The following is a 26350-nucleotide window of genomic DNA, read 5'->3' as shown; positions in this document are numbered from 1 at the left end:
TACAGCAATCTTCCTTATGTCGATTGATGCATATTGGGGTAATCGTTATTTATATAAGTATCTGTTGTGAAATAGGGATGTGTATCGATGCGACAATAAGGAGGGAACACGGTGATTAATGGAAATGAAGCGGGAAAGACACTGCTGAACATTCGCAGTCATCTAAACGGCTTAACGAAGATGGAGCAGAAGGTGGCTCGGTACATATTAGAGAATGCTCAGGATATCATTTATCAATCTGTGACAGAGCTTGCTGAGAAAGCGGATGTAGGGGAAACGACCGTGCTTCGTCTCTGTCGCAAGCTGAAGTTTCAGGGCTTTCAAGACTTTAAACTGTCGCTTGCACAGGATCTCGTTAAGCCTGTCGAGCATTTGCACCGTGAGGTTACGGAGCAGGATGATGCGCATACGTTGAGCAGTAAAGTGTTCGCGACCCATCTTCAGACCTTGCAGCAGACAAGTGAGCTTGTGGATGACAATCAGCTGGAGAAGGCTATTCAAGCTATTATTGATGCGCGCAGCATTCTTTTTTTCGGGGTAGGCTCATCAGGGTTGACAGCTTTGCAGGCCGCACACTCCTTCTTACGGATCGGTAAGATCAGCAATGCGGTGACGGATACCCATTTTCAAGCGATGCATGCTGCTTTCATGGTACCAGGGGATGTCGCGGTAGGCATCTCGAACTCAGGCAGCACGAAGGATACGATCGAGAATCTGACGATTGCGAAGAAGGCTGGCGCTCGCATCATCGCGATTACGAGCAACGCGCGTTCTCCGATCACGAAGGTGGCGGACATTGTTCTATTGATCGTTGCGCGTGAGAATCCGCTGCAGGGCAGCTCGCTCGCCGCTAAAATATCACAGCTTGCGATTATTGACGTTCTGAACGTGGCAGTCTCGCTGCATACGAAAGAACAGGCGCTCAAATATAGAGAGTTATCCGCTAAATCGACTTCCGATAAGCTGTATTAATATTGTGTCATAGAATGAAGGCTAAGCCTCTATTGCTGCTATCATGCGGTGAATGGAGGCTTTTTTAGTATGTACATAGTTGGCAGCACTTTTATGCTCTCCACTAGACTTTCGCAGTTTCTATCTTAGGATTAGAACGATAGGATAGTTAGATAAGCTAGTATATTTCATTACGGTTTCTTGTATAAAATGGCTGCAATTGGCGCAATCTAGAAGTTGGACTGCCATATAGCATGTACAGAAATTTACCAAAGTTGATCGGGATCAACATTTGTATTCCAATTCAACAAAACAAACGCGCGGCAACTTCTTTAAGTCGAAGCAACAGTTGGTCTAAGGAACAAAACTGTTGCTGTAGACCCACTCGTGTCTGGTTTGCTAACATAATAGTAACAAGCGCGATCTTCGATTGTGCAACATGCAGGGAGGAGCGGCTGTGGACGTATACGCAGATATTAAACAAGGGGAAAAAGGTGCCTGGCTGAGTATTGCGGCGTACATTGTGCTGTCAGTGACCAAGCTCGTCATCGGTTTCACCTTCCATTCGGCTGCCCTGCAGGCAGATGGATGGAACAACTTAACGGATATCGTCGCTTCCGTGGCGGTATTGATCGGATTGAAGATTTCGCAGAAGCCCCCGGATAGCGATCATCCATATGGACATTTTCGGGCAGAGACCGTGTCGGCGTTAATTGCATCATTTATTATGGCGACCGTGGGCATTCAGGTGGTATTTAATACGATTACTTCTCTTTATAAAGGGAGTTCCGAAGCGCCGGATATGATAACGGCATGGGTAGCCTTGGGTTGCGCCGCGGTCATGTTCGGGGTATATGCGTTCAATAGTAGATTGGCTAAGCGCATTCGCAATCAAGCGCTTATGGCGGCGGCACAGGATAACCGATCTGACGCGATTGTTAGTATCGGAGCTGCAGTAGGTATCTTTGGAGCGCAGCTGGGCTTAAAGTGGCTGGACCCATTGGCAGCGTTAGCGGTTGGCGGCATTATCTTGAAGACGGCTTGGCAAATATTCCGCGATGCCACTTACGCGCTGACGGACGGGTTTGATGAGTCCCAGCTTCAGTCGCTAAGCAAGACGATTGCGAGTACGAAGGGCGTTCAGGCGATAAAGGATATTAAAGCGAGGCTTCACGGCAATCATGTGCTGGTGGATGTTGTCGTTCAAGTGAATCCGAACCTTTCGTTGATTGAATCCCACTGCATCAGCGATGAAGTTGAGCGGCGGATGATGAAGAAGCATAATATCGCGCATGTGCAGGTGCATGTGGAGCCGCTGGAGTCAGAACATCAGAATGAGGCATAAGGGAAGTATAGAGTAGATATGAAATGCGCCGAAAGAGCAGTTTCCTCCGTGAGAGGGGCTGCTCTTTTGCTGTTTCTGCACGTCTCGGGCTCAAGATCGGCTCGATCCGGGGCTGAGACGTCCAAAAATGACGTCTCAGCCATGCGATCGCCCCTGGCGAGCCGCGGCCGAAGCCCGAGACGTCGAAAAGCGACGTCTCAGGCTCAAAACCGGCTCGATCCGGGGCCGAGACGTCCAAAAAAGACGTCTCAGCCATGCAATAGCCCGCGCGGAGCCCTCGCGCAAGCCCGAGACGTCGAAAAGCAACGTCTCAGGCTCAAAATCGGCTCGATTCGGGGCTGAGACGTCCAAAAAAGACGTCTCAGCCGAGCGATCGCCCCTGGCGAGCCACGGCCGAAGCCCGAGACGTCGAAGAGCGACGTCTCGGGCTCAAGATCGGCTCGATCCGGGGCTGAGACGTCCAAAAATGACGTCTTAGCCATGCGATCGCCCGCGGGAAGCTATCGCGCAGGCCCGAGACGTCCAAAAATGACGTCTCAGCCATGCGATAGCCCGCGGGAAGCCCTCGCGTAAGCCCAAGACGTCGAAGAGCGACGTCTCGGGCTCAAGATCGGCTCGATCCGGGGCTGAGACGTCCAAAAAAGACGTCTCAGCCATGCGATCGCCCTTGGCGAGCCGCGGCCGAAGCCCGAGACGTCGAAAAGCGACGTCTCAGACTCAAAAACGGCTCGATCCGGGGCCGAGACGTCCAAAAATGACGTCTCAGCCATGCGATCGCCCTTGGCGAGCCGCGACAGAAGCTTGAGACGTCGAAAAGCGACGTCTCAGGCTCAAAAACGGCTCGATCCGGGGCTGAGACGTCCAAAAATGACGTCTCAGCCATGCGATCGCCCTTGGCGAGCCTTCGCGCAGGCCCGAGACGTCAAAGCTTGTCGAACACGCATACAAATTTTAGCAATAATCTCACAGTTACATAGGTATATGAGCATATAAACATCATTTTCTACAGTAAAAAGTTTCAAATTGTAACCTTTACATAGGTATATAGACCTATAAAAAGGTTACAATTTATTAATATTTAAAACCTGAGCCCCATAGATGTCGAAACCTAGCCTTGTTATAGTTAAATAGTCATTTGGTACGAGCTAACATTTCTAGTAAACGATATAACAAATGCATAGTGGATTACAGTTTGAAAATGTGATCAACGACTCATGAATGAACCTGCTTGCACCCACTTACTGTTGTGTATTGGACAGGCTGGAACAATAAGGAGGCTACTTACGATATGAAAATGATGAAGAAACTACTGCTAGGATTAATGATGGTGACCATGACGTCACAAATGATGGCGACAGGTGTACAAGCTGCAGCAGCAGCTCCTTTGGCGGAGCCTGACTATATGATAACGAGCCCAGCTGTATCTGGGGATGGAACGCTGCTAGCTGATGAGAGCGATCTCGAAATGGCTAAGCTCGCCGTAGCAATAGAAGAGATGAACAACAGCACGTCTGACGCGCCTGCTCCTGCGTTAATGGCTTCTACGAAGACGGGGACGATCGTTTCGTCCGTTAATCTGCGCAAAGGCGCTTCCACTTCCAGCAGCGTTATTCGCAAGCTCAGCAAAGGGGAAAAAGTAACGATTCTGGATCAGCCGGACTCAGGCTGGTATAAAGTGAAAGACAGCAAGGGCAACATCGGCTATATGAGCTCAAGCAGCAAATATATAAAGGTCAACGGCTCCAGCGGCAGTGACAACAACTATACTTCGAGCTCCGCGAATGCACGAATAGAGAAGGTTATCCAGACGGGGTATAAGTATTTAGGAACACCATATGAATACGGTTCAGACCGCAATACGACGAAGACGTTTGATTGCTCTGACTTTGTGAGACATATCTATAAGACCGGCGCTGGCATTACTTTGCCGTCAGATTCACGCTCGCAAGGAAGCTATGTCAAGTCGCACTCGACTGTCAAGAAGAACATAAGCTCTCTGAAACGCGGCGATCTGATGTTCTTCGGCAAGTATCGCGGCACCAGCAAGTCTGACTATAAGAATGTAAATAAGAGTAACGAGAAAATCACTCATGTAGGCGTTTATCTCGGCGACGGCAAGATTCTTCACACGTACTCGAAAGAGTCCGGCGGCGTGCGAGTAGATAAGATAACTGGCCATTGGGAATATCGATTCCTCTATGGCGGCAGTGTAATCAAATAATATCAAGACCAGCTATCATTCTATATCATTATAAGAATTCAGCAACAAGAACCGCGAGCATCGGGAAAGGCCGATTGCCGCGGTTCTTTTTTTATTCTATAATTTCCCATATACATATGTTGAGCATCTATGAGATCGAGGTGGACTACTGATGGCTAAGTTGAAAGATATCGCCGCGCATGTCGGTGTATCCATATCTACCGTGTCGCGAGTTCTAAGCCATGATGAGAGCAGACGAATAAGCCAAGATACGAGGCAGAAGATACTAGAGGCAGCCAAAGCGTTCAATTATCGCTCGCCGCATGAAGCGAAGGCGAAGCGCAATATGAAGCAGTCGAGCACCACTAAGCCATTGGCTTCTTATGCGATCGGCTGCATACTGTCGCTGCCGGACAATAAATACAACCATCCTTACTTTTCTCCCATTCTGCAAGGGATCGAAGCGAAGCTGCAGGAAGAAGGGGTGCTGCTGTCCTTTCTGCATACTCAGGCCGAGCTTAAAAATGCCGCGGTGCGGGAATCTATTGAGAAGGCGCGGCCATTAAGCGGGATTATCGTGATTGAGGGACTTGAGCCGTCTACATATAAGTGGCTGAAGCGAAACGGAACGAGAATCGTAGGTATTGATGTCGGCGACCCGGATATCCCGGTCATTTCATATGACCGAATGAATGCGGCTAGGGCTGCTGTGCGTCATTTGGCCGCAAGCGGTCACAAGCGTATCGGGTTCATCGGCGGTGCCGGCTTGTATGGTCATCTAGAGCGTGAGAAGCGGTATCGGGGCTATCGCAGTGCACTGGAGGAGATGGACCTTGTCTATCATCCGGAATGGACCATTAATGCAGAGTGGGACGCGGACATCAGCTATAACGAGATGAGACGGCTGCTTGAGACGGATCAACTCCCGACCGCGATGTTCTGTGCCAGCGACATGATGGCGATCGCGGCTATGCGCGCGGTGACAGAACGAGGATTGCGAATACCGGAGGATGTCGCCTTTATCGGCATTGATAATATTGATGTCGCAAAGTACAGCTCCCCGCCGCTGTCATCCGTTCATATTCCGAAGTATGAGATGGGCTATGCGGCTGCGAAGACGCTGCTCGACAGCTTGAAGGATCCGTATCCGTTTCCGTATCGGATGCTGCTGCCTTTCGAAATCATGGTCAGAGCATCAAGCAGCAAACCTAGACATGAAGAAGGAGCATCCTGACCTCGCATGCGGGGTGTTGCTGCTCCTTATGATCTAGATCGGTTTATTCGCAGATGGATAGTGAATGAGTGACATATAGCGAATCGGCTTCTCGGTATCATTGCGATACGTATGGGTCTGGTCCGCAGAGAATCTCAGAGCTAGGCTGGGCTCAAGCACATATAGCTCTCCATTGAGTTCGAAGTGAAGAGTGCCCTCCATTACCATGATGAATTCTTCCACACCCTCATAGTGAGGTTCAGAGGTATAGGTACTGCCAGGCTCAAGCACAACACTATATACTTCAAACCCTTTGTCTTGTTGAAATGGAAAGATGGGATATGCGCGATAGGCGCCGTCCTCTTCGATCAGCGGCGTCGTGTCTTCCATCTTGACTACCGTAACGGTTGGAGAGGACTCCTCCATCAATGTAGCGAAGGATATTCGAAGCCCATTCACAATCTTCCATAATACGGATATCGTAGGATTAGACTCTCCTCGCTCAATCTGACCGAGCATTCCCTTGCTGACACCGCTTAGTTCAGATACCGCATCCAGGCTTAGTCCGCGTGATTTGCGAATTTCTTGCAAGTTCCGGCCGATCTTCTGATGAATCATTTCTTGCATGGTAAATCCCCTCTCGCTATCTCTCTAAGTTCTGGTAAAAAACAACAATTATCCATGTGCAATATAACATACGAATGTGTAATATAGTATACAGATACCAACAAATGTCAGTCTGATGATGTTACCTCTATTTTAGGAGAAAACTCGAAAAGGGGCAATGACATGTTGAACGGAACGATGATTGGTTTAGTGAAAGAAGAACGCAAGCCCGGCGCCGTTCTGAAAGAGGTGCCTATTCCAACATGCGGTCCGCATGACGTGCTCATACGGGTGAAGACAACTTCAATATGCGGAACGGATATGCACATATATAATTGGGATGCTTGGGCGGAGAAAACGGTTGTGACACCGAACGTATTCGGGCACGAGTTCGCTGGAATTGTGGAGGCCGTCGGTTCGGAAGTGAAGAATGTGAAGGTTGGCGAGCATGTATCAGGCGAAGGACATGTCGTGTGCGGCATGTGCAAGGCGTGCCGAACCGGCAATGCGCATGTATGCAAGCATACGAAGAGCTTCGGGATTACGATTCCAGGCTGCTTCGCCGAGTTCGCGCTCGTGAAGGCGAGCAACATCATTCATAACGATCCGAGTCTGCCGTTCGAGATCGCGTGCTTGCAGGACCCGCTTGGGAACGCTGTCCAGGCGACGCTGGTCAGCGACGTGGTCGGCAAGAGTATTGCTGTCATCGGCACCGGACCGATCGGATTAATGGCGATCGCGGTCGCAAAGGCGTGCGGCAGCGGTAAGATTATTGCGGTTGATATTAACCCTTATCGCTTGGCGATGGCGAAGACGATGGGGGCGGATGTCGTGATCAACAGCAAGGAAGTACCGATGGTGGAGGCGATTCTTGAAGCGACAGGCGGCGAAGGCGCGGAGATCATCCTTGAGATGTCCGGCCACCCTGTTGCGATCCGTGATGCGCTGCGGGCTGCTGCTCAAGCTGCGCGCATCTCGCTTCTGGGCATTCCGACGAAGGAGGTAGCGCTTGATCTGGCGGAGGACATCATCTTTAAAGGCCTCCGAGTAGAAGGCATCACAGGAAGACGGATGTATGACACGTGGTACCAGATTAAAGGGCTGCTGGAACGAGGCAGACTGGACCTTTCTCCATTAGTCACCCATCATTTTACATTGGACCAATATGAAGAGGCATTCAGCTTAATGGCTTCCGGCAATTGCGGGAAGATCGTATTCTGGCACGACCAGGCGCCTGTACAGCGCAGATCGGATACGACAGCAGACCTTGTACTGCATACCTAGATAATCGAAGGAGGGCAATCATGGCAGGATATGAAGCAATTGCACAGCAGCTTGCAGAACTAAAGGCGGCGGGAAGATATCGTCCGCTGACCGTATGGCAGGACGGCTCCGATGCGTGGATGACGCTGGCGAACGGCCAGCGCGTGCTGCAGATGTCATCGAACAACTATCTGGGATTAACACACCATCCGAAGCTGAAGCAGGCTGCTATAGCCGCAACGGAGCAATACGGTGTGGGGGCTGGCTCTGTGCGCACCATTACGGGCACTCTAGCAATCCATGATGAGCTGGAACAGAAGCTTGCGGCGTTCAAAGGTACGGAAGCGGCGCTTGTGTTCCAATCGGGCTTTACGACGAATCAAGGTGTGCTGGGTGCGATTCTTGGAGCAGACGATGTGGTGATCAGCGATGAGCTGAATCATGCCAGCATCATTGACGGCATTCGATTGACGAAGGCGGCGCGGAAGATATACGCGCATAAGGATATGAATCAGCTTGAGGATGTGCTGAAGGAATGCGGCTCCTACCGCCAACGTGTCGTTATAACGGACGGCGTGTTCAGCATGGACGGCGACATCGCTCCATTGACAGAGATCGTCGAGCTGGCGGAGAAGTATGACGCGCTCGTCTATGTTGACGACGCGCACGCCAGCGGAGTGCTTGGCAAGCATGGCAAGGGCTCGACAGACCATTTTGGCCTGCATGGCCGCGTGCACTTCCAGATTGGCACCTTATCGAAGGCGGTTGGTGTTGTCGGTGGTTATGTGGCGACAGGGCAGGTTGTAAAGGATTATATGATCAACACTTCGCGATCCTTCCTATTCAGCACCTCGCTGCCGCCTGCTGTAGCCGCTTCATGCATCGCTGCGATCGAAGTGCTGCAGACGGAGCCTGAGCTGACCGAGACGCTGTGGCGGAATGCGAACAGCTTCCGCGCCGCATTGCAAGCATCCGGCTTCGATACCGGCGCGAGCGAGACGCCGATCATCCCAATCATTGTGGGCGATGCGGCGCGAAGTCTAGAGTTCTCGAAGCGCTTGCTGGAAGAAGGCGTATGCGCACAGGGGATCGTGTTCCCGACGGTTGCGATGGATAAGGGCAGAGTTCGCCTGATCGTTACAGCCCAGCATACGGAGCAGGATCTGGCATTTGCCCTGCAAGCTTTGCAGAAGGCGGGCCGTGAATTTGGACTGATCTAAGAGCTAGAACAGTTCAAGCAAACTTTTTTGCATATAGGGGAAGAAGCTGTCTCTCTTTAGGGGACAGCTTTTTGGTGTTCGGCTGGCATAGACAGTTCTCGCCAGGAACTATGACCCGCATGTATTGGACAGGAGAACATTTATGTGATGAAAGAGTTGAAAATAATAGAATTGGGGAATCGCTCAGTACGAGCTATTTCCCAGAAACGTATATATGTATATAGAGCAATTATTCATCCGAGATATATATAAGGGGAGGGAAAAGATAACGCAGGGAATGGTGTTGTGCGCGCATATGGGGTGACTTGGAGCTATTATTTTATTGGCTTAGAAGACGGAGGTATCAGCAATGAGTAATCTATCTCAATATATGAATAAACAAGTAGAGGTAGAGATATCCGGAAAATACATTCGAAAGGGTGTATTAATCGACGTTGGACTAGATATGATGGTTCTATTCCATGAACAGCAGTTTTACTACATCCCCTTAGTTCATGTCCAGCGGTTCAAACCAATTACACCGACTGGGGAGGAAGGGGCAGGCGCGGTTCCAAGTGAACAGCCGATCGATTATGTATCAGACAGCCTTTCATTTCGAAAAATATTGAATTATGCAAAAGGACAGTTTGTTGAGATTGCCGTAACAGGAGATAAGCCTATTCACGGCTATTTGACCAGTATTATGAACGACTATTTTGTCTTTTATTCTCCCGTCTATAAAGCAATGTTTGTATCCATGAATCATCTGAAATGGTTAATTCCCTATCGTCCAGACATCACGCCTTATTCACTCAGTCATCAATCGATGCCTTACAATCCAGTTCACATCTCGCTGTCACGCACATTTGAAGAATTGTGTAAGCGGCTTGAAGGGAATCTAGTGATGTTTGATCACGGCGATCATCCGGATAAGATTGGCTTGCTGAACAAGGTAAACAACCAGGCGATCGAGCTTATCAATGCGACTGGGGATAAGGTAAGCTGGAATCTTAATCATTTGAAGACGGTTAACATTCCATGACTCACTCAAATACATTAATAATGACCTTCTCCAAGAGAAGGCTGTCATTCGCTTTCCTCGTCATGAGGGGGCGTTTTTTTGTGTTCAATCGAAATGAGGCGGATTAAACGTCCTTAGCTTCTGATGTGTTATGATTTACATATATTCTCATTGACCGCAGGGGTCATTGATTATAAGTTTATTTTACCATGTGAAAATGATAATAGCGGTTGGTTTAAGAAGCGTAGAGAATAGAGATGCTTAAGCGATAACAGGTCAACATTATACGACATGCGAGGTCTTATTTATGAGCAGCTATATCGAATTTAAGGATGTTACAAAAGTTTATCAGATGGGCGAGGTAAAGATTGAAGCGTTAAGCGGAGTTGATTTTACGATTAATAAAGGCGAGTTTGTCATTGTGGCAGGCGCAAGCGGTGCGGGAAAGAGTACGATTCTTAATATATTGGGCGGAATGGACACACTCACCAACGGTGAAATATATGTCGATCATGAAGAGATCAGTCATTATAACGCGAAAGAGCTCACTACCTATAGAAGGTATGAGATCGGGTTTGTGTTCCAGTTCTATAATCTCGTACAGAATCTGACGGCATATGAAAATGTGGAGTTGGCGACGCAAATATGCAAAAATCCGTTGGATGTCGGAGAAACGATACGTGCTGTCGGGCTGGAAGCGCGTAAGGACAATTTCCCCGCACAGATGTCAGGCGGTGAGCAGCAGCGTGTTGCCATTGCGAGAGCGTTAGCGAAGAATCCGAAGCTGCTGTTATGCGATGAACCAACGGGCGCGCTTGATTACAATACGGGTAAAGCGATCTTGAAGCTGCTGCAGGATACATGCCGCAATCGAGGGATGACGGTGATCATTATTACACACAACCTTGCGCTGGCTCCGATGGGGGACAAGGTGATTCAGGTGAAGAACGGCAAGGTAAGCTCAGTCACGGTGAATGACAATCCTACGCCAGTTGAAAGGATTGAATGGTGATGAAGCATGCCTTAACGAAGGATACCCTGCGCGAGATCAAGAGATCGTTCGGTCGGTTCTTGTCCATATTCGCGATTATAGCGATTGGGGTTGCTTTCTTTGCTGGGGTTAAAGTATCTGCCCCTGTCATGGAGCATACGGCGGACCACTATTATGACACCTACAATCTGATGGATTTGAGAGTGGTATCGACGTTGGGATTGACCGATGATGATATTGCAGAGATCGAGAAGATATCCGGTGTGCGCAGCGTATATCCAACTCACTCCATGGATGTTATGACTAAGGCAGGATCGTCAGAGGTTGTCTTGAAGGTGTTCGGTATGCCGACTGACCTAAAGGGTGAAGATGATCCGCAGTTCATTAATAAACCGCGTCTTATTGAGGGCAGATATCCTGAGAAGTCTGGAGAATGCTTGATCGAACAGAGCGAGTTGAACGAATTAGGCTTAACCATCGGATCTAAGATTACATTAACGTCTGGAACGGATCAGGAACTGACGGATTCGCTGAAGACGACAGAATATACGGTGGTTGGAACCGCGGTGTCTCCGCGTTATATTTCGTATGAAAAGGGAGAAGCGACGGAGCTGGGCAATGGCAAGGTTGATCTGTTTATGATGGTGCCTGAAGACGACTTCAAGCTGGATGCCTATACAGAAGCTGTGCTGACAGTAGAGAACGCGATGCAAGAGGATACGTATTCGGATCGTTATGACGAGACGATCAACGACGTCAAGGCGGAATTGGAGAATCTGGGGATCGCGCGCAGCGCCGCGCGTTATGATGAGGTAAAGCATGAAGCGGAACAGCAGATGGAACTGTTCCGGAGTCAGCTTCCTCCTGGGGCAGAGAAAACTCCAGAAGTACAGGCGCAGTTGACCGCGATGCAGCAGCAAGTGGATGCCATCAAAGAGCCAAAGTGGTACGTGCTGGACCGCAACACCCTATATGGCTATGCCGATTATAAGCAGTCGGCAGCCACAATGGACGCGATAGCCAAAGTATTTCCTGTATTCTTCTTCTTGGTTGCAGCGCTTGTATGCCTGACGACGATGACGCGAATGGTGGACGAGCAGCGGCAAATGATCGGAACGTTGAAGGCATTGGGATATAGCAAAATATCAATTGCCTCGAAGTTTATTGCGTATGCGGCTGCAGCCAGCATTGCAGGCAGTGTTGTAGGGTTGCTCATTGGGTTTACGGTGTTCCCGAAGGTGATCTATGATGCGTGGAATACGATGTATTTGCTGCCGGAAGTACAGCTAATCTTCGATATTCCTTTAGTGCTGGTGACGACACTAGCGGCGGTTATCATTACCACGTTAGCGGCATTCCTCGCCTGCTACAACGAATTGATGGAGACGCCGGCGCTGCTGATGAGACCTAAAGCTCCGAAGCAGGGAAAGAAGATCCTGTTAGAGCGAATTCCATTACTCTGGAAACGATTGTCGTTCACACAGAAGGTGACGGCGAGAAACCTGTTTCGCTACAAGAAGCGCTTCTATATGACCGTGATCGGAATCTCGGGATGTACGGCGCTGCTGCTCACGGGCTTCGGCATTAAAGATTCGATGGGAGCCGTTGTCCATAACCAGTTCGGGGATATTATCAAATATGATGTCTCCGGTCGGTACGAAGCGGGTCTGTCTGTTGATCAGAAAGATCAGACATTGGCTGAGCTGCAAGAAGATAAACGTTTCTCATCCATGATGAATGTGAGCCAGAGTAATGCGAAGCTCGTAACCGCTGATGGCGAGGAGAAGAAGGCAGCGCTCGTCGTACCGACGGATGTAGAGCAGTTCAAGACATATGTCACACTGCGAGACGGCAGCAGCAAGAAAGAGCTGGCGTTAGCGGATGATGGAGTTATCATCAGCGATCAGCTTGCTCTCAATCTAGACATTAAAGAGGGAGATACCCTTCAGCTCGACAATGGAGATGGAGAGCGAAGCAGCGTAGTAGTGAGCGGGATCACGGAGAACTACTTGAGTCATTATGTGTACATGTCTCCTAGCTATTACGAGCAGGTATTTAAAGAGGAAGCGGTCAACAGCAGCTGGATTGCTAAGATGAAGGAGCCATCTAAGGAAGTCGAGGAACAGTTGACTCAAGAGATGATAGAGAATCCGAATATAGCTTCCGTCTCCTTTAATTCAACGGCAGTAGACCTGTTTGAGAAGTCATTCGAGAGCATTGACTATGTCCTCATCCTGATCATTGTGTCTGCCGGCGCGCTTGCATTTGTAGTGCTGTATAATCTGACCAATGTGAACATTAGTGAGCGAATTCGTGAAATTGCGACGATCAAAGTGCTGGGCTTCTACGACAATGAGGTATCCAAGTACGTATACCGGGAGAACATTCTGCTGACGATTATTGGATCGGGAGTAGGACTGTTGCTTGGAGTTGCGCTCCATCGATTTATATTAAGCACTTTAGCATTGGATGGGGTACTGCCTTCCAAAGAGATTCATGGGATCAGCTTCTTGTTGAGTGTCGTGATCACGATATTGTTTGCATTATTCGTCAACTTGGTGATGTCTCGTAAGCTGAAAAAGATCCATATGATCGAATCGTTGAAATCGGTAGAGTGATGCGGCTTGGATTGCGGAAAAGCATGAATGGTAATGTTCGAAATGCAAGTATTATAAGTACGAAGTTCGAAGCTCGAAGTATGAAGTATGAAGTACGAAGTTCGAAGCTCGAAGTGAAGGAGGGGGAAATCCCCTCCTTTCTTGCGTGCAGGGGACGCAGCGTGCGGCTTTGGCACTTGCTAGGAATGTGTTCACTCTGTCGGCAAGAGGCTGCGCATGGAACAGATGGACGGCGACGGTTGGCGGGCGATCCGGACACATGAGCCGTTATTTGTTACTTTAGCCGCTGTATCGCCAACCACGCGGACCGTAGATCTGCTATTTGAGCATAATCGCCAGGAAAATGATCGTTTTGATGCAAATAAGGGCTTCTGTGTCCACAAAGACTCAAATATGCTGAACATTTTAAGGAATAGCGTCATCTGTGTCCGCTTCATCGAGATGGACCATTCCTGCGCAAGGGGAGGAGGGGTACCCCTCCTCATTCGTGTGCTGAGTAAGCAACAGTATGCAGCTTCAAGCGGTTACTTAATCGCGATATACAGCTCCACCACGGCATTCTCAGGGTCTTGGCAGCGCTCGTCATACCGTTCGAAGTCACCTGTATAGGTGCGCTCGATGCCGGAAGCTGCTGTCAATGCCCACACGGCTTGCCATGCATCCGCTACAACCTTGCCAAACGGCCCGCGTTCGGTTGTGAACACCGCATATTTTGCGGCAGGTACATGTACGGTTTCCATTTCCGCTAAGGTGGACTGCTCAGAATTGGCGCTCGTGCCAATCATCACCGTATATTCACCGTTGGCTTGGTTCTCGTAATTGTAGTAGCAGCCATAGAGGATGCCGGGTTCTGGGGAGTCCGCGGATTGGACAAGAGCTTGCAGCGTCTGTTCCTGCCAGAAGCGGTTCCACAGCGCAGGTATAGCACCATCAGCGGTAAACTCGCGACTGTTTGTTGTGCGAGTCGTGATGCCGACGAGTGTGAAGGCTTCTCGCTCAACGATGGCGTATGGCTCCATGCGGACTGTGTGTCTTGCGTGTTCTTCTGCGCCTTCAATCCCTTGGCTGCCAGACCAGCGCTTCAGATGCGGCAAGCAAGCTTGCATCATACTTCGTGCGGCTTGCTCCTCCATTCCTTCTTCCACTAAGAACGGCACGCATACCTCGACCATTTCCTCCATCGTCAGATCCGGCTGTTTGAAAGCCCCTTGTTCGTAGCAGTAGATGCAATACTCCTGTGTCTTGTTATGATCTTGATCTGTCCCGAACTGCTCCTCTGATTGCAGCGGCATACCGCAGCTTTGACATGCGAATTGAATTGGTTGTGTCGATTGTATCATGGCAATCCCTCCTGTATCGGTTTGATTCCAGTATACAGGCACGAACTTGACATCTATTTGTCAGGTTTATGAGGCGATGCTTAATTATATTTATCGGCAATCTGAGCGGCGATGGATTGAATCGTGCGTCGGACACGCTCTGGTTTCACGACCTCGACGCCTGCACCGAAGCTGAGAATGAAGCCATAGAGCCAGTTATCCTCAGGAAATGCAACCGATACGACGTATTTGCCATGTTCGTCTTCCTCCAGCTCTTCGACCCCGAACCATTCCTCCGCCAGATGCTTGGCGTTCTGTTCAAAGCGCAGCACGATCGCTTCTGGCGGTGCTGACCTGCCCCAATCCTGATCCCAAGGCAGCTCATTGATCTCGATAGGCTGTCGCACAAAGGCGGTATCCTCGATATGAATATCTCGGATGCGAAACATCTTAAAGAAGCGGAACTGCTCTCGAAGTCGGCAGTATGCGTACACGTACCAGTGCTGGCGCTTTAAGACGAGCGTATATGGCTCTATGCTGCGGGTGGTTACCGACCCATCCGCGCTGCAGTACGTAAGGGTAACCGGATGCTGCTCCTCAATAGCCTGCTTCATCAGCACAAGCTTCTCTTCCAGCCGTCCATGACTGCCCCAAGGCGAGAAATCAACGATCATCTGCTGTGTCTTCATGTTGAATTTCTCAGATTCTGATGGCGGAATAATGCTGGTGATCTTCTCCAGCAGCATCTGATTGTCTGAGCTTTGATGAGACGATGCTATGCTCTGCAAGGCGGTAACGATCGCCGCAAGCTCATCGTTAGTCAGTAGATTTCGATCCAGTCTATACCCCTCCGCGAGTGAAATGCCGCCATTAGCGCCCTGGTAGGTCACGATTGGAATCCCAGCTTGATTAATGGCCTCAATGTCGCGATAGATGGTCCGAACGGAAACCTCGAATGTATCAGCAAGATCTTTTGCTTGCACAATTTTTCGGTTAATAAGCAGGATGACGATGGATAGCAGTCTATCTATTTTCAATATAATTCTCCTTTAGTCACACGATATTTCCTGAATTTCCTGACAACAGCGTAATCCATATCCTGCGAAATGAGAAGTCAATTTCCTGATTGTTCTAATTTTTGGGGGTAGACCGTTCTAATAATGATATTGTTACTCTTCCTTACTTTAATTATATTTAATTTAAAATTAAACAATTTAATTGAAATAAATGGTATTTATTAAGGGGATTCAAAAAAATAGTGCGTTGTGGAAACACTTCTTAGTCCAACTCTCCGATAATGATTCAATGCCGAAATGAGATGAATATGAGCTCTTATCGTCATCAATCATTCCAGTATCTCCACAATGACAGAGGTTCAAGTGGTTGAGCATTTTTGTTTCATTTGCAAAAGGAATAGAGAGGCTGAGGAGGTAAGGATTCATGGCAAAGGGACATTTCGAGCCGCAGCAGGTGTGGAAGTCTTTCATCGGTCCTAACGAGGGGTATATTCAGCAGGTGTATGAGCGCTACGTTGAAGATGCCAATGCTGTTGATGCAAATTATCGCGAAATGTTTGAACGTTACGGCCCGCCGACAGCGGGGGTTGAATATAAGCAAGTTACGGAAGAAGCGACCGCATCGGGGAATCTTCCAAATATGGAGGCTGTAGGCACCGCAGTTCGACTGGCAGACGGCATTCGTGTGTATGGGCATCTGGCGGCTGATATTGATCCGCTTGGATTCGACAGTATTTCTGATATCAAACGACTTGAATCGGAAATATTTGATGTTTCAGACGAAGAATTGCGAGCGCTTCCATCTCGTCTAGTGTGGCAGGATGCGCCGGAAGATGTATCAACGGCATACGAGGCGATAGAGCGGCTGCGCGAGCTGTATACAGGGTCGATCGCATTCGACTTTGGGCATGTTCATGATCGCAATGAACGCAAATGGCTGCGGAAAAAGGTGGAGTCCGGCGTTAAGACGCCGATGACGAAAGTAGAGCGAATCGCGCTTCTGCACAGCCTGTTGCAGGTAGAGCAGTTCGAGACGTTCTTGCATCGGATCTTTGTCGGACAGAAGCGTTTCTCGATTGAGGGCGTAGATGTTCTCGTTCCGATGCTGGAGGCGGCAGTCCGCGAGCTCACGCTCGATGGGGTTGAGCATGTCATGATGGGTATGGCCCATCGCGGACGCTTGAATGTGCTTGCGCATGTGCTTGGCAAGTCATATGACCGGATCTTCTCTGAGTTCCACCATTCGCCGAACAAGGACCAAGTGCCTTCCGAGGGCTCGATGGGCATCAATTATGGCTGGTCCGGCGACGTAAAATATCACCTTGGAGCGAATCTCGCGCTCGAACAGGAAGGACGCGTGCAAACGCGCGTTACTCTTTCCCATAACCCGAGCCATCTGGAATTCGTCAATCCAGTTGTAGAAGGCTTTACTCGCGCGGCACAGGATAATCGTCAAGCGGCGGGATATCCGGTACAGGATACGAAGCGTGCGGCGATGCTGCTTATGCACGGCGATGCGGCTTTCCCTGGAGAGGGCATAGTTGCGGAAACGCTGAACTTTAATAAATTGCGCGGCTATCAAAACGGCGGCACCGTTCACATCATCGTGAACAATCGGATCGGCTTTACGACGGATCGTTATGATTCACGTTCGACGATGTACGCAAGTGACCTTGCCAAAGGCTATGAAATTCCGATCGTCCATGTCAATGCGGACGACCCGGAAGCATGTATCGAAGCTATTCGGATGGCGGTTGAATACCGCGAGACGTTCAATAAAGACTTCCTGATCGACTTGGTTGGATACCGTCGCCACGGACATAACGAGATGGACGACGCCGCGGCGACACAGCCGATTATTTACGATCGAATCGCAAAGCATGCTACGGTTGCTAACCTGTATGCGGAGCGTCTGATGAAGGAAGGCGTAATTGCGGAGAAGCAATTCGAAACGATGATTCAGGCTGTGCAAGATAAGCTGCAGCAGGCTTATGACAAGATCAAGGCCGAGCCGGTGAAGTCGATCCCGGCACCGATGGGAACGAAGCAGTTGAGTCGCGAGGTAGCGCCTGAGCAGCTCACAACTGCGATCACAGCGGAGCGTGCGCGCCGGATAAGCAGAGAATTGCTGCGGACGCCTGAAGGCTTCAGCGTCTATCCGAAGCTGAACCGCATTCTGCAGCGCCGTTCGGCAGCGCTGGAGGAGAACGGCATGGTCGACTGGTCATTGGCGGAAGCGCTGGCCTTCGGCAGTATCCTGGAAGACGGCCGGCCGATCAGACTTAGCGGCCAGGATTCAGAGCGCGGCACGTTCGCACAGCGCCATCTGGTGCTGCACGATGAGCACAATGGCAGCACCTATTGCAGCTTGCATGGCTTGCCGCAAGCGAAAGCATCGTTCGCGGTTTACAACAGCCCATTGTCTGAAGCGTCAGTGCTCGGCTTCGAATACGGCTACAATGTGTTTGCGCCGGAGACGCTGGTCCTCTGGGAAGGACAGTTCGGAGACTTCACGAATGCGGCCCAGGTAATTATCGATCAATTCATTTCCGCCGGCCTTGCCAAGTGGCGCCAATATTCAAGCTTAATCATGCTTCTGCCTCATGGCTATGAAGGACAGGGACCAGAGCATTCCAGCGCGCGTCTAGAGCGCTTCCTGCAGCTGTCGGCAGAAGAGAACTGGATGGTCGCCAATCTGAGCAGCGCGGCGCAATACTTCCATATGCTGCGCCGTCAAGCAGCCCTCAGCGGAACGATGGATGCAAGACCAATCGTGCTGATGGCGCCGAAGAGCCTGCTTCGCAATCCGCGTGCAGTGTCCTCGATTCAGGAGATTGAGGAGGGTCGTTTCCGCCCAGTTATGGAAGAACCGCTGCTTGGCAGCGCGCCTGAGAAGGTGGAGCGCTTGATTCTATGCTCCGGCAAGATATCTCTAGAACTCGCTGATCGAGTCGCAAACGACGCTGACCGCGATTGGAGCTGGCTCCATATTGCTAGAGTCGAGCAGCTGTATCCGCTGCCTGAAGTGGAATTGAAAGAAATGATCGGCCGCATGCCGGCATTGAAAGAGATCGTCTGGGTGCAGGAAGAACCGCGCAATATGGGCGCTTGGTCCTACATGCTTCCGCGCTTGCTGGAGCTTGTCGGCGATAAGCAGCTGCGTTATGTAGGACGCGGTGAACGTTCATCCACTGCGACAGGATATGCGGATGTGCACGCGTATGAGCAGAATCTGTTCTTAACAGAGGCGCTGCTGGACACCCGCCTTGTTGAAGCCCTAGTGAGATAAGCCTCGGAGAGTGAACGAGCTCGATGTCACTGGATAGAATTCGATAGATTCTTGATGTGTAATAAACGGAATTCATTGTGATTGATATGGACTGCGTAGCAGATGACACAGGTTATCTTATGGGAGGGTACCGAGATGGCAGATATCATTATTCCTGACTTGGGAGAATCAATTCTAGAAGGAACGCTTCATCGTTGGCATGTGAAGGAAGGCGACGCGGTTAAGTACGGAGACGTGCTGGCTGAGCTGGAAACGGATAAGGTTAATCTGGAAATAAGTGCGGAAGCAGACGGAGTGATGGAGAGCATCATTCGCCAAGCAGGCGAGGTAGTTGGCGTCGGCGAAGTGATCGGAACGATTGGAGCGGCGGGCGTAGTGCCGGTGAGCAGCCCTGCGGCTGCTCTAGAGGCAGCGGCTACTGCGGCTCCAGCTCCGGCTCCGGCTGCTGAGCCGGCCAAGGCTGCTGCCGAAGCGCCGCAGAGCAATGGCGAAGCGGTGCACGCTACGCCGGCAGCGCGCAAGCTAGCGCGTGAGCAAGGCGTCGCGCTGGACGATATCCGCCCGCGCGATCCGATCGGACGCGTGCACGCGGGTGATGTGCGCACAGGCGCTGGCGCAGCAAGCGGGGCAGAGCGCCCTGCTGAGCGCGCGGTTGAGCGTGCTGCTGTGCAGCCTGCCAGTGCGTCGCAGTCGGTCGCGCTAGCTCCGCACGAAGAGCGCGTCCGCATGTCGCGCCGCCGCCAGACGATTGCGAAGCGTCTCGTGCAAGCGCAGCAAACGGCAGCTATGCTGACGACTTTCAATGAAGTGGACATGACCGCGATTATGGACGTCCGCAAGCGCCGCAAGAATTCGTTCAAGGAGAAGAACGATGTAGGTCTCGGCTTCATGTCCTTCTTCACGAAGGCGGTTGTCGGCGCGCTGAAGAAATACCCGCTGTTGAATGCGGAGATTGACGGCGAGGACATTATCGTGAAGAAGCACTACGACATCGGTATCGCTGTATCCGCGAAGGAAGGCTTGGTTGTGCCTGTCGTTCGAGATGCTGACAAGCTAGGCTTTGCGGGAATCGAGAAAGAGATCTTGCACCTGGCGGAGAAAGCACGTTCCAACACACTTTCACTTAATGAGTTGCAAGGCGGCACCTTTACGATTACCAATGGAGGTGTATTCGGCTCCTTGCTGTCTACACCGATATTGAATACGCCGCAGGTAGGTATCCTCGGCATGCATACGATCCAGCTCCGTCCGGTCGCGATTGATGAAGAGCGTATGGAGAACCGTCCAATGATGTACATCGCGCTCTCATACGATCATCGCATCGTCGACGGCTCTGAAGCGGTCAGCTTCCTGCGTACAGTGAAGGAACTGCTGGAGGATCCAGAAGAGCTGCTGCTTCAAGGCTAAAACACATATGTCCTTATTTCAAAAACCGCTGGGGCTAATGCTCCGGCGGTTTTGTTGCGTCTTACGAATTCAATAGCTGGGTCGCTTGGCTCTGAAGAAATAATCTGGGAAATTTGCACCCAAAAAATGAAGAATGATTACTCTATTTTGGAAAATTAAGGGTTGACGATGTAATTGTTAGCGTACTATAATGGCACAAACAACCTCGATTTTCCAAAAAAAAATGCACATTTACTTTCGAAAATTATTATCATATTACTACCCAAAATTATCTTTTTTTGCGCAATGTTTTGGATAGAGGAATCAAGCTTCTCGATCACCACAATCGTCTCTACCCAAATGAAGCACTTGGTGAAATATCCTTCACATCCATGCTACGTAGAAATACAAGGAATTGCTTGAGTATGTGGCGAAGCTATATAAGGGTGGTTTAGGAAGCGTTTACAATGAAGAATGCGGAAGATGCCGAGAAGAACTCCATTAAGATGGATGATGTGTGGCCCTCATGCTACGCTTAGCAATTTGAGCAGATGAGTGTAAAGCGATATCAAGAGATCCATCAGACCGCATATGATCGATATTAAGAAGTGAGAGCGTTATGCAGTGTTAAGGTGAGCTAATTCAAACTCAAAACAAGTAGGCGAGTAGGAGGAGAGATCACATGAAACAAGTTAGAATCGGTATCATCGGAGCGAGAGGGAGAGGCGGTATCGCCAAGTACTGGCATAATCCAGAAGGGCGATCCATCGTTGTAGGAGCGGCGGATATATTCCCAGAAAGGCTGCAGGAATTCAAAGACGATGTTAATCCAGATGCCTTCGTAACGACAGATTACCGTGAGCTGATTGCTCGTGATGATATCGATGCGATTGCCGTTACTTCACCTGACTATGTTCATGAAGAGCATGCGGTGGCAGCGCTTCGGGCTGGCAAGCATGTGTTCTGTGAAAAGCCGTTAGCGATCACGGTGGAGGGCTGCGACAACATATTGCAGGCGTGGAAAGAATCCGGCAAGCGATTGATGGTAGGCTTCAATATGCGCTACATGAATATGTACCGTACGATGAAGGAGATCGTCGATTCAGGTGCGATTGGGACGATAAAAGCTGTATGGGTGCGCCATTTTGTCGGGTTTGGCGGTTATTACTATTACCACGACTGGCATGCCAATTCGAATAATACGACAGGACTGCTGCTGCAGAAGGGCTCCCATGACATTGATATTATTCATTGGATTACCGGAAGTTATGCAACCAAGGTGTCGGCATTTGGAAGTCTGGACTTCTTCGGCGGCGATAAGCCGAATGATCTGACATGCCCAACCTGCAAGGAGAGGGAGACATGTACTGAAGCAAGCTCCGGCAGTCTGAACCAGTGTGCATTCCGTGAAGAAGTAAATGTTGAAGATAATAACATGGTCATTATGGAGCTCGAGGGCGGGATTAAGGCTTCTTATTTACAGTGTCATTTTACACCGGATTATCAGCGCAATTATACCTTCATCGGTACGGAGGGGCGCATGGAGAACAGCGAGGTGGACAATAAGGTATACGTCTGGACGCGCCGTTCGAACACAGACCGAGAGCTTGCGGATCGGGTGTACGAGGTGAAGGAAGCTCACGGTTCGCACGGAGGGGCTGATCCTGTCATCTGTAAGGATTTCGTTGATATGATACTGGATGGCAAGGAGCCTATCGCGACGCCGCTTGCGGGGCGCATGAGCGTAGCTGTAGGCTGTGCGGCGACGGAATCGATTCGCTCAGGCGGAGGCGTTGTGAAGGTATCGACTGCTCCGAATCTAACGGAGCCGGTACAGGCTTAATAGAGGCGGACGCGGCTACCTTCCCTGAGAATCTCACGTATGACGTGAAGGACTACAATAATGTGAATTAAGACCTTAGAGGCGATTTCTCCTAATGGAGCAGGTCGCTTTTCTAATATAAGATCTATATATTCCATTATTATCTTGCTATAAATGGTAAAGGCGATTCAAGCGCATGTACCTCAATTATATCTCACGGCATATTTAATCTTTCAAGGTCTGTTTTTATTGAGGAATATTCTCTGAAAATAATATCAGATATTGGTGAGTCAACCTTAATAAGTAGCTGTGGATTTTCCCCATACTCAGGATAGGTATTCCCTATGACGGAGTAATCAATCTCAATTGAGAATTCATCACCAAATATGTTTTTCACTTCAACAGACTGTCCTTCAGGAGCTTTAAGTAGGATATAAGTGATACCTTCTTCGTGAATGTAGCTATGTTTTTCTCCCGATGCAATCTTTTGATTTAATTGTTTTTGTAGTGACGTGCTTAGATCTTTTTCATCAACGATTTGGTACTCTACACTTTTTCTTGGAGAAACTGCATTCTCTTTGTCATCCAAAAGGGCGTGATTCTTGACTGTCCATATTTCATTGTAGTTGTACCACTTTTGAAGTTGCAGCAAATAGATATTTCCTTCTTTTGATCCAACGATTACTTTTTTGGGATTATAGGTTCCATCTACACTATCCAAGAAAATGGGCTCCTGCTTCATTTCTTGCTTTATGTAGGCTTTTACAACCTCTACATAATCTTTTTGTTTTTTGTCTATTGAAAGGGTTTTTAGATCCTCCTCCGATAATTCTTTACCGGTTCCAGTCATCATTCTATACTGCTCTAGCTCATCAAAATTTAAAAAGGATGTTAGAGTTGGGAGCTCAATTTTTTCTGGCTTGTTGGATTCTGCAGTTGACGTGTTTGATTGGAGAGAATTCTCTTCTGGTAAGGATGTATCGAGTGGATTGCCTCCACTGCTAGTGCAAGCTGTTAGTAAGAATATGCTAATCAGAATTACGAAAATACCCGTTTTTCTCATGTTCTCACTCCTTGTCGTGATCGTGTTCCCAATAAACTTATCAGACTATATAACGCTGTTCGTGATAGATATGTTTCGAAATATTTGGGTAAATATGGTTGTTGATGGACCTTTTCAAATGGATAAACCCTTTTTGTTTTACTTGAAAAGCCGCGAAATCCTTTAGGACACTTGCTACATAAGGACCATATTTCAAATATGACTTAGGCGCTTATCTGTAAAAGAAACCGGATTGACGATGAGGGACACAAGATGAAACTATGGGAAATCATGAAGGGTAAGGATGAGGGGAAATACAAAGCGGGTCAAAAAAATTGAGATCATGAACCACCGAAGACGTTGCCAATTGCCATCTCAGCTCCGCACAAGCGCCAAGCGATGCGCCTGCCGGGTCCGAGAAGCAGAAAATCAACGTCTCAGCCCCGAAAAGGGCACGAAAATGAGCTGAGACGTCGAAAAAGTGCATCTCAGCCACCAAAAGGAGCCATCCAAGCCCCTTTAGCGGTCCGAGACGTAGAAAATCAACGTCTCAGCCCCGAAAAGGGTACGAAAATGAGCTGAGACGTCGAAAAAGTGCATCTCAGCCACCAAAAGGAGCCATCCAAGCCCCTTCAGCGGTCTGAGACGTCGAAAATCAACGTCTCAGACCTGAAAAGGGCACGCAAATGAGCTGAGACGTCGAAAAAGTGCATCTCAGCCACCAAAAGGAGCCATCCAAGCCCCTTCAGCGGTCCGAGACGTCGGAAATCGACGTCTCAGCCCCGAAAAGGGCGCGAAAATGAGCTGAGACGTCGAAAAAGTGCATCTCAGCCTCCAAAAGGTGCAACCCTAGCCCCTTCAGCGGTCTGAGACGCAGAATATCAACGTCTCGGCCCCGAAAAGGGCGCGAAAATGAGCTGAGACGTCGAAAAAGTGCATCTCAGCCACCAAAAGGAGCCGTCCAAGCCCCTTCAGTGGTCTGAGACACAGAAAATCAACGTCTCAGCCCCGCGCAAGCGCACAGCTCGGCTTGCCGGAGGTATCCATTGATACCTCCGGCAACTAAAAAAGGGAGCGTACCTGTAATCAACTCTACAGGTACGCTCCCTTTCATTAATGATGCTTATGCTCTGTCGGCTGCTTAGGCAGCATCTCTTCGATCCGCCTCATCGTGCGGTACTTCTCCTTGCGCGCCATACGATTCGCTTCCCAGCCGGAAAGCGCGCTTAACGGAATGATGGCTGCAGCATACCAGATCGACGTCACGTGGTCTCTCATCTGAACGGCAAATAAAAATCCGAACACAACCAGCGGAGCGTAGTCAATGTACTTTACAAGCCAATGACGTTTGCCGAATTGATTCTCTGCAATGCCAAAGCAGATAAGTCCAGCAAGTGCGATAATGCCAAGAATGGTCAGATTTTGGGTAACACCTAATGACTTCAATACCATCGAGCTAACAACCAAGATGAATCCAGCTATACCAAACGGCTTATACAGCATACAATTCTCCTCCGTGATGATAACCTTTGCTCGCAATAAGCGGGTATCGTGATTAATTTCGGATATGTTCCGGTTTCAAGCGGATTTCTTCAATGAGCTGGAGCAATTCTCTTGGACACTGCTCCATGTACTCTCTGGAGATCGGTTTGCTGAACTTGTCCCTGATCTGACTGTCAGAATCGGACGATATCGCCTCTAACCACTCCTCCAAGATCGTATGATTGTCCATCATCTGAGCGAAGCCTCGTTCGATGAAGTACGAACAGTTCTCCTCTTCCTGACCTGGTATGGGCGAATCGAACAGCATAGGGATTCCTTTCAACATGCCTTCGGTACAGGTCATGCCCCCCGGCTTCGTTACGAGCAGATTAGAAGCGTCCATCATGACGGGAATCTCTTTCGTAAACTCGTAAATATGTACATTCGGATGCTGAAAGGCAGGGTTCTGCTTCATTCGATCGATCATTTTATAATTGCTTCCCATACAGTACAGAAACTGAACTCGGTCACGCCATCTTTGAGTGACTTCATCCAACCTCACATCATTAAGCGACAGCCCCCATCCGCCGCCCATAAACATGACAGTTGGCATAGAACGAAGCCCGAGCGCAGTTCGCGCATCTTCTTGAGAGGAACGTTCCCAGAACTTCGGGTGTACAGGGATTCCAGATACGTTGACTCGATCCGGCGATACTCCACGATCCAGCAGCTTGCGCTTTACAACTTCGGCGGATACGAGATAGTGGTTGACTTCATCATTAATCCAAGATCCATGGGCATCATAATCCGTAATGAGAGTATAGAGAGGAACCTGGAGTCCTGCTCGCTTCAGACGGGACATAATGATGTTCGGAAATGGGTGCGTACACACGATTGCGTCAGGTTTAAGCTGCTGCACAACCAGAGATGCATGAGTATAAAAAATTCGATGTAAGGCAAGCTGTGTAATGCGATTAAGCGGCTTTTGATATTGTTTACGGTACAATAAACCAACGAGCCTCGGCCTCGTGCTGACTGTCTTCCGATAAGCTTCAATGACAAGCGGCGCTACAGTTGGATTAAGGAACTTGCCTAATTCCATCACTCGAGGATGGATATCGGGGTCGAGACGCTTCAATCCATTAGCCAACGCATGCGCGGCTTGTGTATGTCCAGTACCGAAACCTTCAGATAATAGAAGGATTCTTGTTTTTTTCATCTATTTCACCCAATCATATTATAACCTTTAATCCGTACAGAATCATCCAGAACCATATACATAATTTAATGTGTAATTTTATTAGGCTAGTTTTGGTTAGTTGTTGATATACGAAGAGCTTAGGATGATCAACAATGTTGTATTCCGTACAACACTTTGCCGATTACATTGCAATTCAGAGTGCTGGATTAGTCAGGGTCCTGTCGTATGAAAAACAACAATAACATGTAACAGAACTTTTTCAGAAAAGACTGTTGCAATTTACATTCGACTGTGATAGAGTGATTCCATTGACTCGGTGACCAAATAAGTAAACTGGTCATTCAGTCACTAGGGTTTAGATTGTGATACATGAGTGTTATTCGGTT

18 protein-coding genes are annotated in these 26350 nt (G+C 49.2%); 12 read left to right on the top strand and 6 right to left on the bottom strand.

The window, feature by feature from the left end; genetic code table 11:
* The first annotated feature begins 111 nt into the window (after positions 1-111).
* The 4 genes from AC3WTP_RS17315 (at position 112) to AC3WTP_RS17300 (ending at position 5730) form a co-directional block, all read left to right on the top strand.
* Positions 112-972, top strand: coding sequence for a MurR/RpiR family transcriptional regulator (locus AC3WTP_RS17315; RefSeq protein WP_492395878.1), 861 nt, complete (start codon positions 112-114; stop codon positions 970-972).
* A 418-nt stretch (positions 973-1390) separates the two neighbouring features.
* On the top strand, positions 1391-2296 hold the full coding sequence (locus AC3WTP_RS17310; RefSeq protein ID WP_492395893.1) for a cation diffusion facilitator family transporter: 906 nt from the start codon (positions 1391-1393) through the stop codon (positions 2294-2296).
* 1288 nt (positions 2297-3584) lie between these two features.
* A complete protein-coding gene (locus tag AC3WTP_RS17305; RefSeq protein WP_492395877.1) occupies positions 3585-4517 on the top strand; it encodes a C40 family peptidase in 933 nt (310 codons plus the stop codon).
* Positions 4518-4668: 151 nt separating this feature from the next.
* Entirely contained in the window at positions 4669-5730 is a 1062-nt protein-coding gene (locus AC3WTP_RS17300) for a LacI family DNA-binding transcriptional regulator (protein WP_492395876.1), read from the top strand.
* A 33-nt stretch (positions 5731-5763) separates the two neighbouring features.
* On the opposite strand, the gene AC3WTP_RS17295 is transcribed toward AC3WTP_RS17300, so the two are convergent.
* Positions 5764-6336, bottom strand: a complete 573-nt coding sequence (locus AC3WTP_RS17295) for a helix-turn-helix domain-containing protein (protein ID WP_492395875.1) — start codon at positions 6334-6336, stop codon at positions 5764-5766.
* 165 nt (positions 6337-6501) lie between these two features.
* Between AC3WTP_RS17295 and tdh the strand changes: the two genes are divergently transcribed.
* The 5 genes from tdh to AC3WTP_RS17270 all read left to right on the top strand — a co-directional run bounded on the left by tdh (position 6502) and on the right by AC3WTP_RS17270 (position 13407).
* Positions 6502-7599 carry an L-threonine 3-dehydrogenase gene (tdh, locus tag AC3WTP_RS17290; protein WP_492395892.1) on the top strand — a complete coding sequence of 366 codons (1098 nt, stop codon included), beginning with the start codon at positions 6502-6504 and terminating at the stop codon, positions 7597-7599.
* A gap of 20 nt (positions 7600-7619) precedes the next feature.
* On the top strand, positions 7620-8798 hold the full coding sequence (locus tag AC3WTP_RS17285) for a glycine C-acetyltransferase (RefSeq protein ID WP_492395874.1): 1179 nt from the start codon (positions 7620-7622) through the stop codon (positions 8796-8798).
* Positions 8799-9147: 349 nt separating this feature from the next.
* Positions 9148-9819 carry a DUF2642 domain-containing protein gene (locus AC3WTP_RS17280; RefSeq protein WP_492395873.1) on the top strand — a complete coding sequence of 224 codons (672 nt, stop codon included), beginning with the start codon at positions 9148-9150 and terminating at the stop codon, positions 9817-9819.
* A gap of 286 nt (positions 9820-10105) precedes the next feature.
* Positions 10106-10810, top strand: a complete 705-nt coding sequence (locus tag AC3WTP_RS17275) for an ABC transporter ATP-binding protein (protein WP_492395872.1) — start codon at positions 10106-10108, stop codon at positions 10808-10810.
* Complete coding sequence (locus tag AC3WTP_RS17270; RefSeq protein ID WP_492395871.1) at positions 10810-13407, top strand: ABC transporter permease; 2598 nt, start codon at positions 10810-10812, stop codon at positions 13405-13407. The genes AC3WTP_RS17275 and AC3WTP_RS17270 overlap by 1 nt, the downstream gene beginning before the upstream one ends.
* Positions 13408-13931: 524 nt before the next feature.
* Here AC3WTP_RS17270 and AC3WTP_RS17265 read toward each other — a convergent pair.
* Together AC3WTP_RS17265 and AC3WTP_RS17260 are read right to left on the bottom strand one after the other, a co-directional pair.
* Entirely contained in the window at positions 13932-14747 is an 816-nt protein-coding gene (locus tag AC3WTP_RS17265; RefSeq protein WP_492395870.1) for an effector binding domain-containing protein, read from the bottom strand.
* A gap of 80 nt (positions 14748-14827) precedes the next feature.
* The gene (locus AC3WTP_RS17260) at positions 14828-15763 is read right to left on the bottom strand and encodes a helix-turn-helix transcriptional regulator (protein WP_492395869.1); all 936 of its coding nucleotides are present in this window, start codon (positions 15761-15763) and stop codon (positions 14828-14830) included.
* Between the two features lie 403 nt (positions 15764-16166).
* Here AC3WTP_RS17260 and AC3WTP_RS17255 point away from each other — a divergent pair, with 403 nt between their 5' ends.
* The 3 genes from AC3WTP_RS17255 (at position 16167) to AC3WTP_RS17245 (ending at position 22260) form a co-directional block, all read left to right on the top strand.
* Positions 16167-19031: a 2-oxoglutarate dehydrogenase E1 component gene (locus AC3WTP_RS17255; RefSeq protein ID WP_492395868.1), complete on the top strand. Its 2865-nt coding sequence runs from the start codon at positions 16167-16169 to the stop codon at positions 19029-19031.
* Positions 19032-19166: 135 nt separating this feature from the next.
* Positions 19167-20438 carry a 2-oxoglutarate dehydrogenase complex dihydrolipoyllysine-residue succinyltransferase gene (gene odhB, locus AC3WTP_RS17250; RefSeq protein ID WP_492395867.1) on the top strand — a complete coding sequence of 424 codons (1272 nt, stop codon included), beginning with the start codon at positions 19167-19169 and terminating at the stop codon, positions 20436-20438.
* Positions 20439-21099: 661 nt separating this feature from the next.
* A complete protein-coding gene (locus AC3WTP_RS17245) occupies positions 21100-22260 on the top strand; it encodes a Gfo/Idh/MocA family protein (protein WP_492395866.1) in 1161 nt (386 codons plus the stop codon).
* Between the two features lie 193 nt (positions 22261-22453).
* Here AC3WTP_RS17245 and AC3WTP_RS17240 read toward each other — a convergent pair whose 3' ends face one another.
* From AC3WTP_RS17240 to AC3WTP_RS17230, 3 genes are all read right to left on the bottom strand, one after another.
* A complete protein-coding gene (locus AC3WTP_RS17240; RefSeq protein ID WP_492395865.1) occupies positions 22454-23302 on the bottom strand; it encodes a hypothetical protein in 849 nt (282 codons plus the stop codon).
* A 1092-nt stretch (positions 23303-24394) separates the two neighbouring features.
* A complete protein-coding gene (locus AC3WTP_RS17235; protein WP_492395864.1) occupies positions 24395-24784 on the bottom strand; it encodes a hypothetical protein in 390 nt (129 codons plus the stop codon).
* Between the two features lie 52 nt (positions 24785-24836).
* Complete coding sequence (locus AC3WTP_RS17230; RefSeq protein ID WP_492395863.1) at positions 24837-25982, bottom strand: MGDG synthase family glycosyltransferase; 1146 nt, start codon at positions 25980-25982, stop codon at positions 24837-24839.
* Positions 25983-26350: the final 368 nt, after the last annotated feature.

This window comes from Paenibacillus sp. EB106-04-04-XG159, from assembly GCF_058791835.1.
The sequence above is the reverse complement of the archived record's forward strand: the minus strand, read 5'-3'. Positions and strand labels throughout refer to the sequence as shown.

Bases quoted from the DNA above. Each gene is read 5' to 3' on its own strand.
- AC3WTP_RS17245 (WP_492395866.1), top strand. From the start codon at position 21,100: ATGAAACAAGTTAGAATCGGTATCATCGGAGCGAGAGGGAGAGGCGGT.
- odhB (WP_492395867.1), top strand. From the start codon at position 19,167: ATGGCAGATATCATTATTCCTGACTTGGGAGAATCAATTCTAGAAGGA.
- AC3WTP_RS17235 (WP_492395864.1), bottom strand. From the start codon at position 24,784: ATGCTGTATAAGCCGTTTGGTATAGCTGGATTCATCTTGGTTGTTAGC.
- AC3WTP_RS17270 (WP_492395871.1), top strand. From the start codon at position 10,810: ATGAAGCATGCCTTAACGAAGGATACCCTGCGCGAGATCAAGAGATCG.
- AC3WTP_RS17255 (WP_492395868.1), top strand. From the start codon at position 16,167: ATGGCAAAGGGACATTTCGAGCCGCAGCAGGTGTGGAAGTCTTTCATC.
- AC3WTP_RS17310 (WP_492395893.1), top strand. From the start codon at position 1,391: ATGCAGGGAGGAGCGGCTGTGGACGTATACGCAGATATTAAACAAGGG.
- AC3WTP_RS17265 (WP_492395870.1), bottom strand. From the start codon at position 14,747: ATGATACAATCGACACAACCAATTCAATTCGCATGTCAAAGCTGCGGT.
- AC3WTP_RS17300 (WP_492395876.1), top strand. From the start codon at position 4,669: ATGGCTAAGTTGAAAGATATCGCCGCGCATGTCGGTGTATCCATATCT.
- AC3WTP_RS17240 (WP_492395865.1), bottom strand. From the start codon at position 23,302: ATGAGAAAAACGGGTATTTTCGTAATTCTGATTAGCATATTCTTACTA.
- AC3WTP_RS17280 (WP_492395873.1), top strand. From the start codon at position 9,148: ATGAGTAATCTATCTCAATATATGAATAAACAAGTAGAGGTAGAGATA.
- AC3WTP_RS17275 (WP_492395872.1), top strand. From the start codon at position 10,106: ATGAGCAGCTATATCGAATTTAAGGATGTTACAAAAGTTTATCAGATG.
- AC3WTP_RS17285 (WP_492395874.1), top strand. From the start codon at position 7,620: ATGGCAGGATATGAAGCAATTGCACAGCAGCTTGCAGAACTAAAGGCG.
- AC3WTP_RS17295 (WP_492395875.1), bottom strand. From the start codon at position 6,336: ATGCAAGAAATGATTCATCAGAAGATCGGCCGGAACTTGCAAGAAATT.
- AC3WTP_RS17230 (WP_492395863.1), bottom strand. From the start codon at position 25,982: ATGAAAAAAACAAGAATCCTTCTATTATCTGAAGGTTTCGGTACTGGA.
- AC3WTP_RS17305 (WP_492395877.1), top strand. From the start codon at position 3,585: ATGAAAATGATGAAGAAACTACTGCTAGGATTAATGATGGTGACCATG.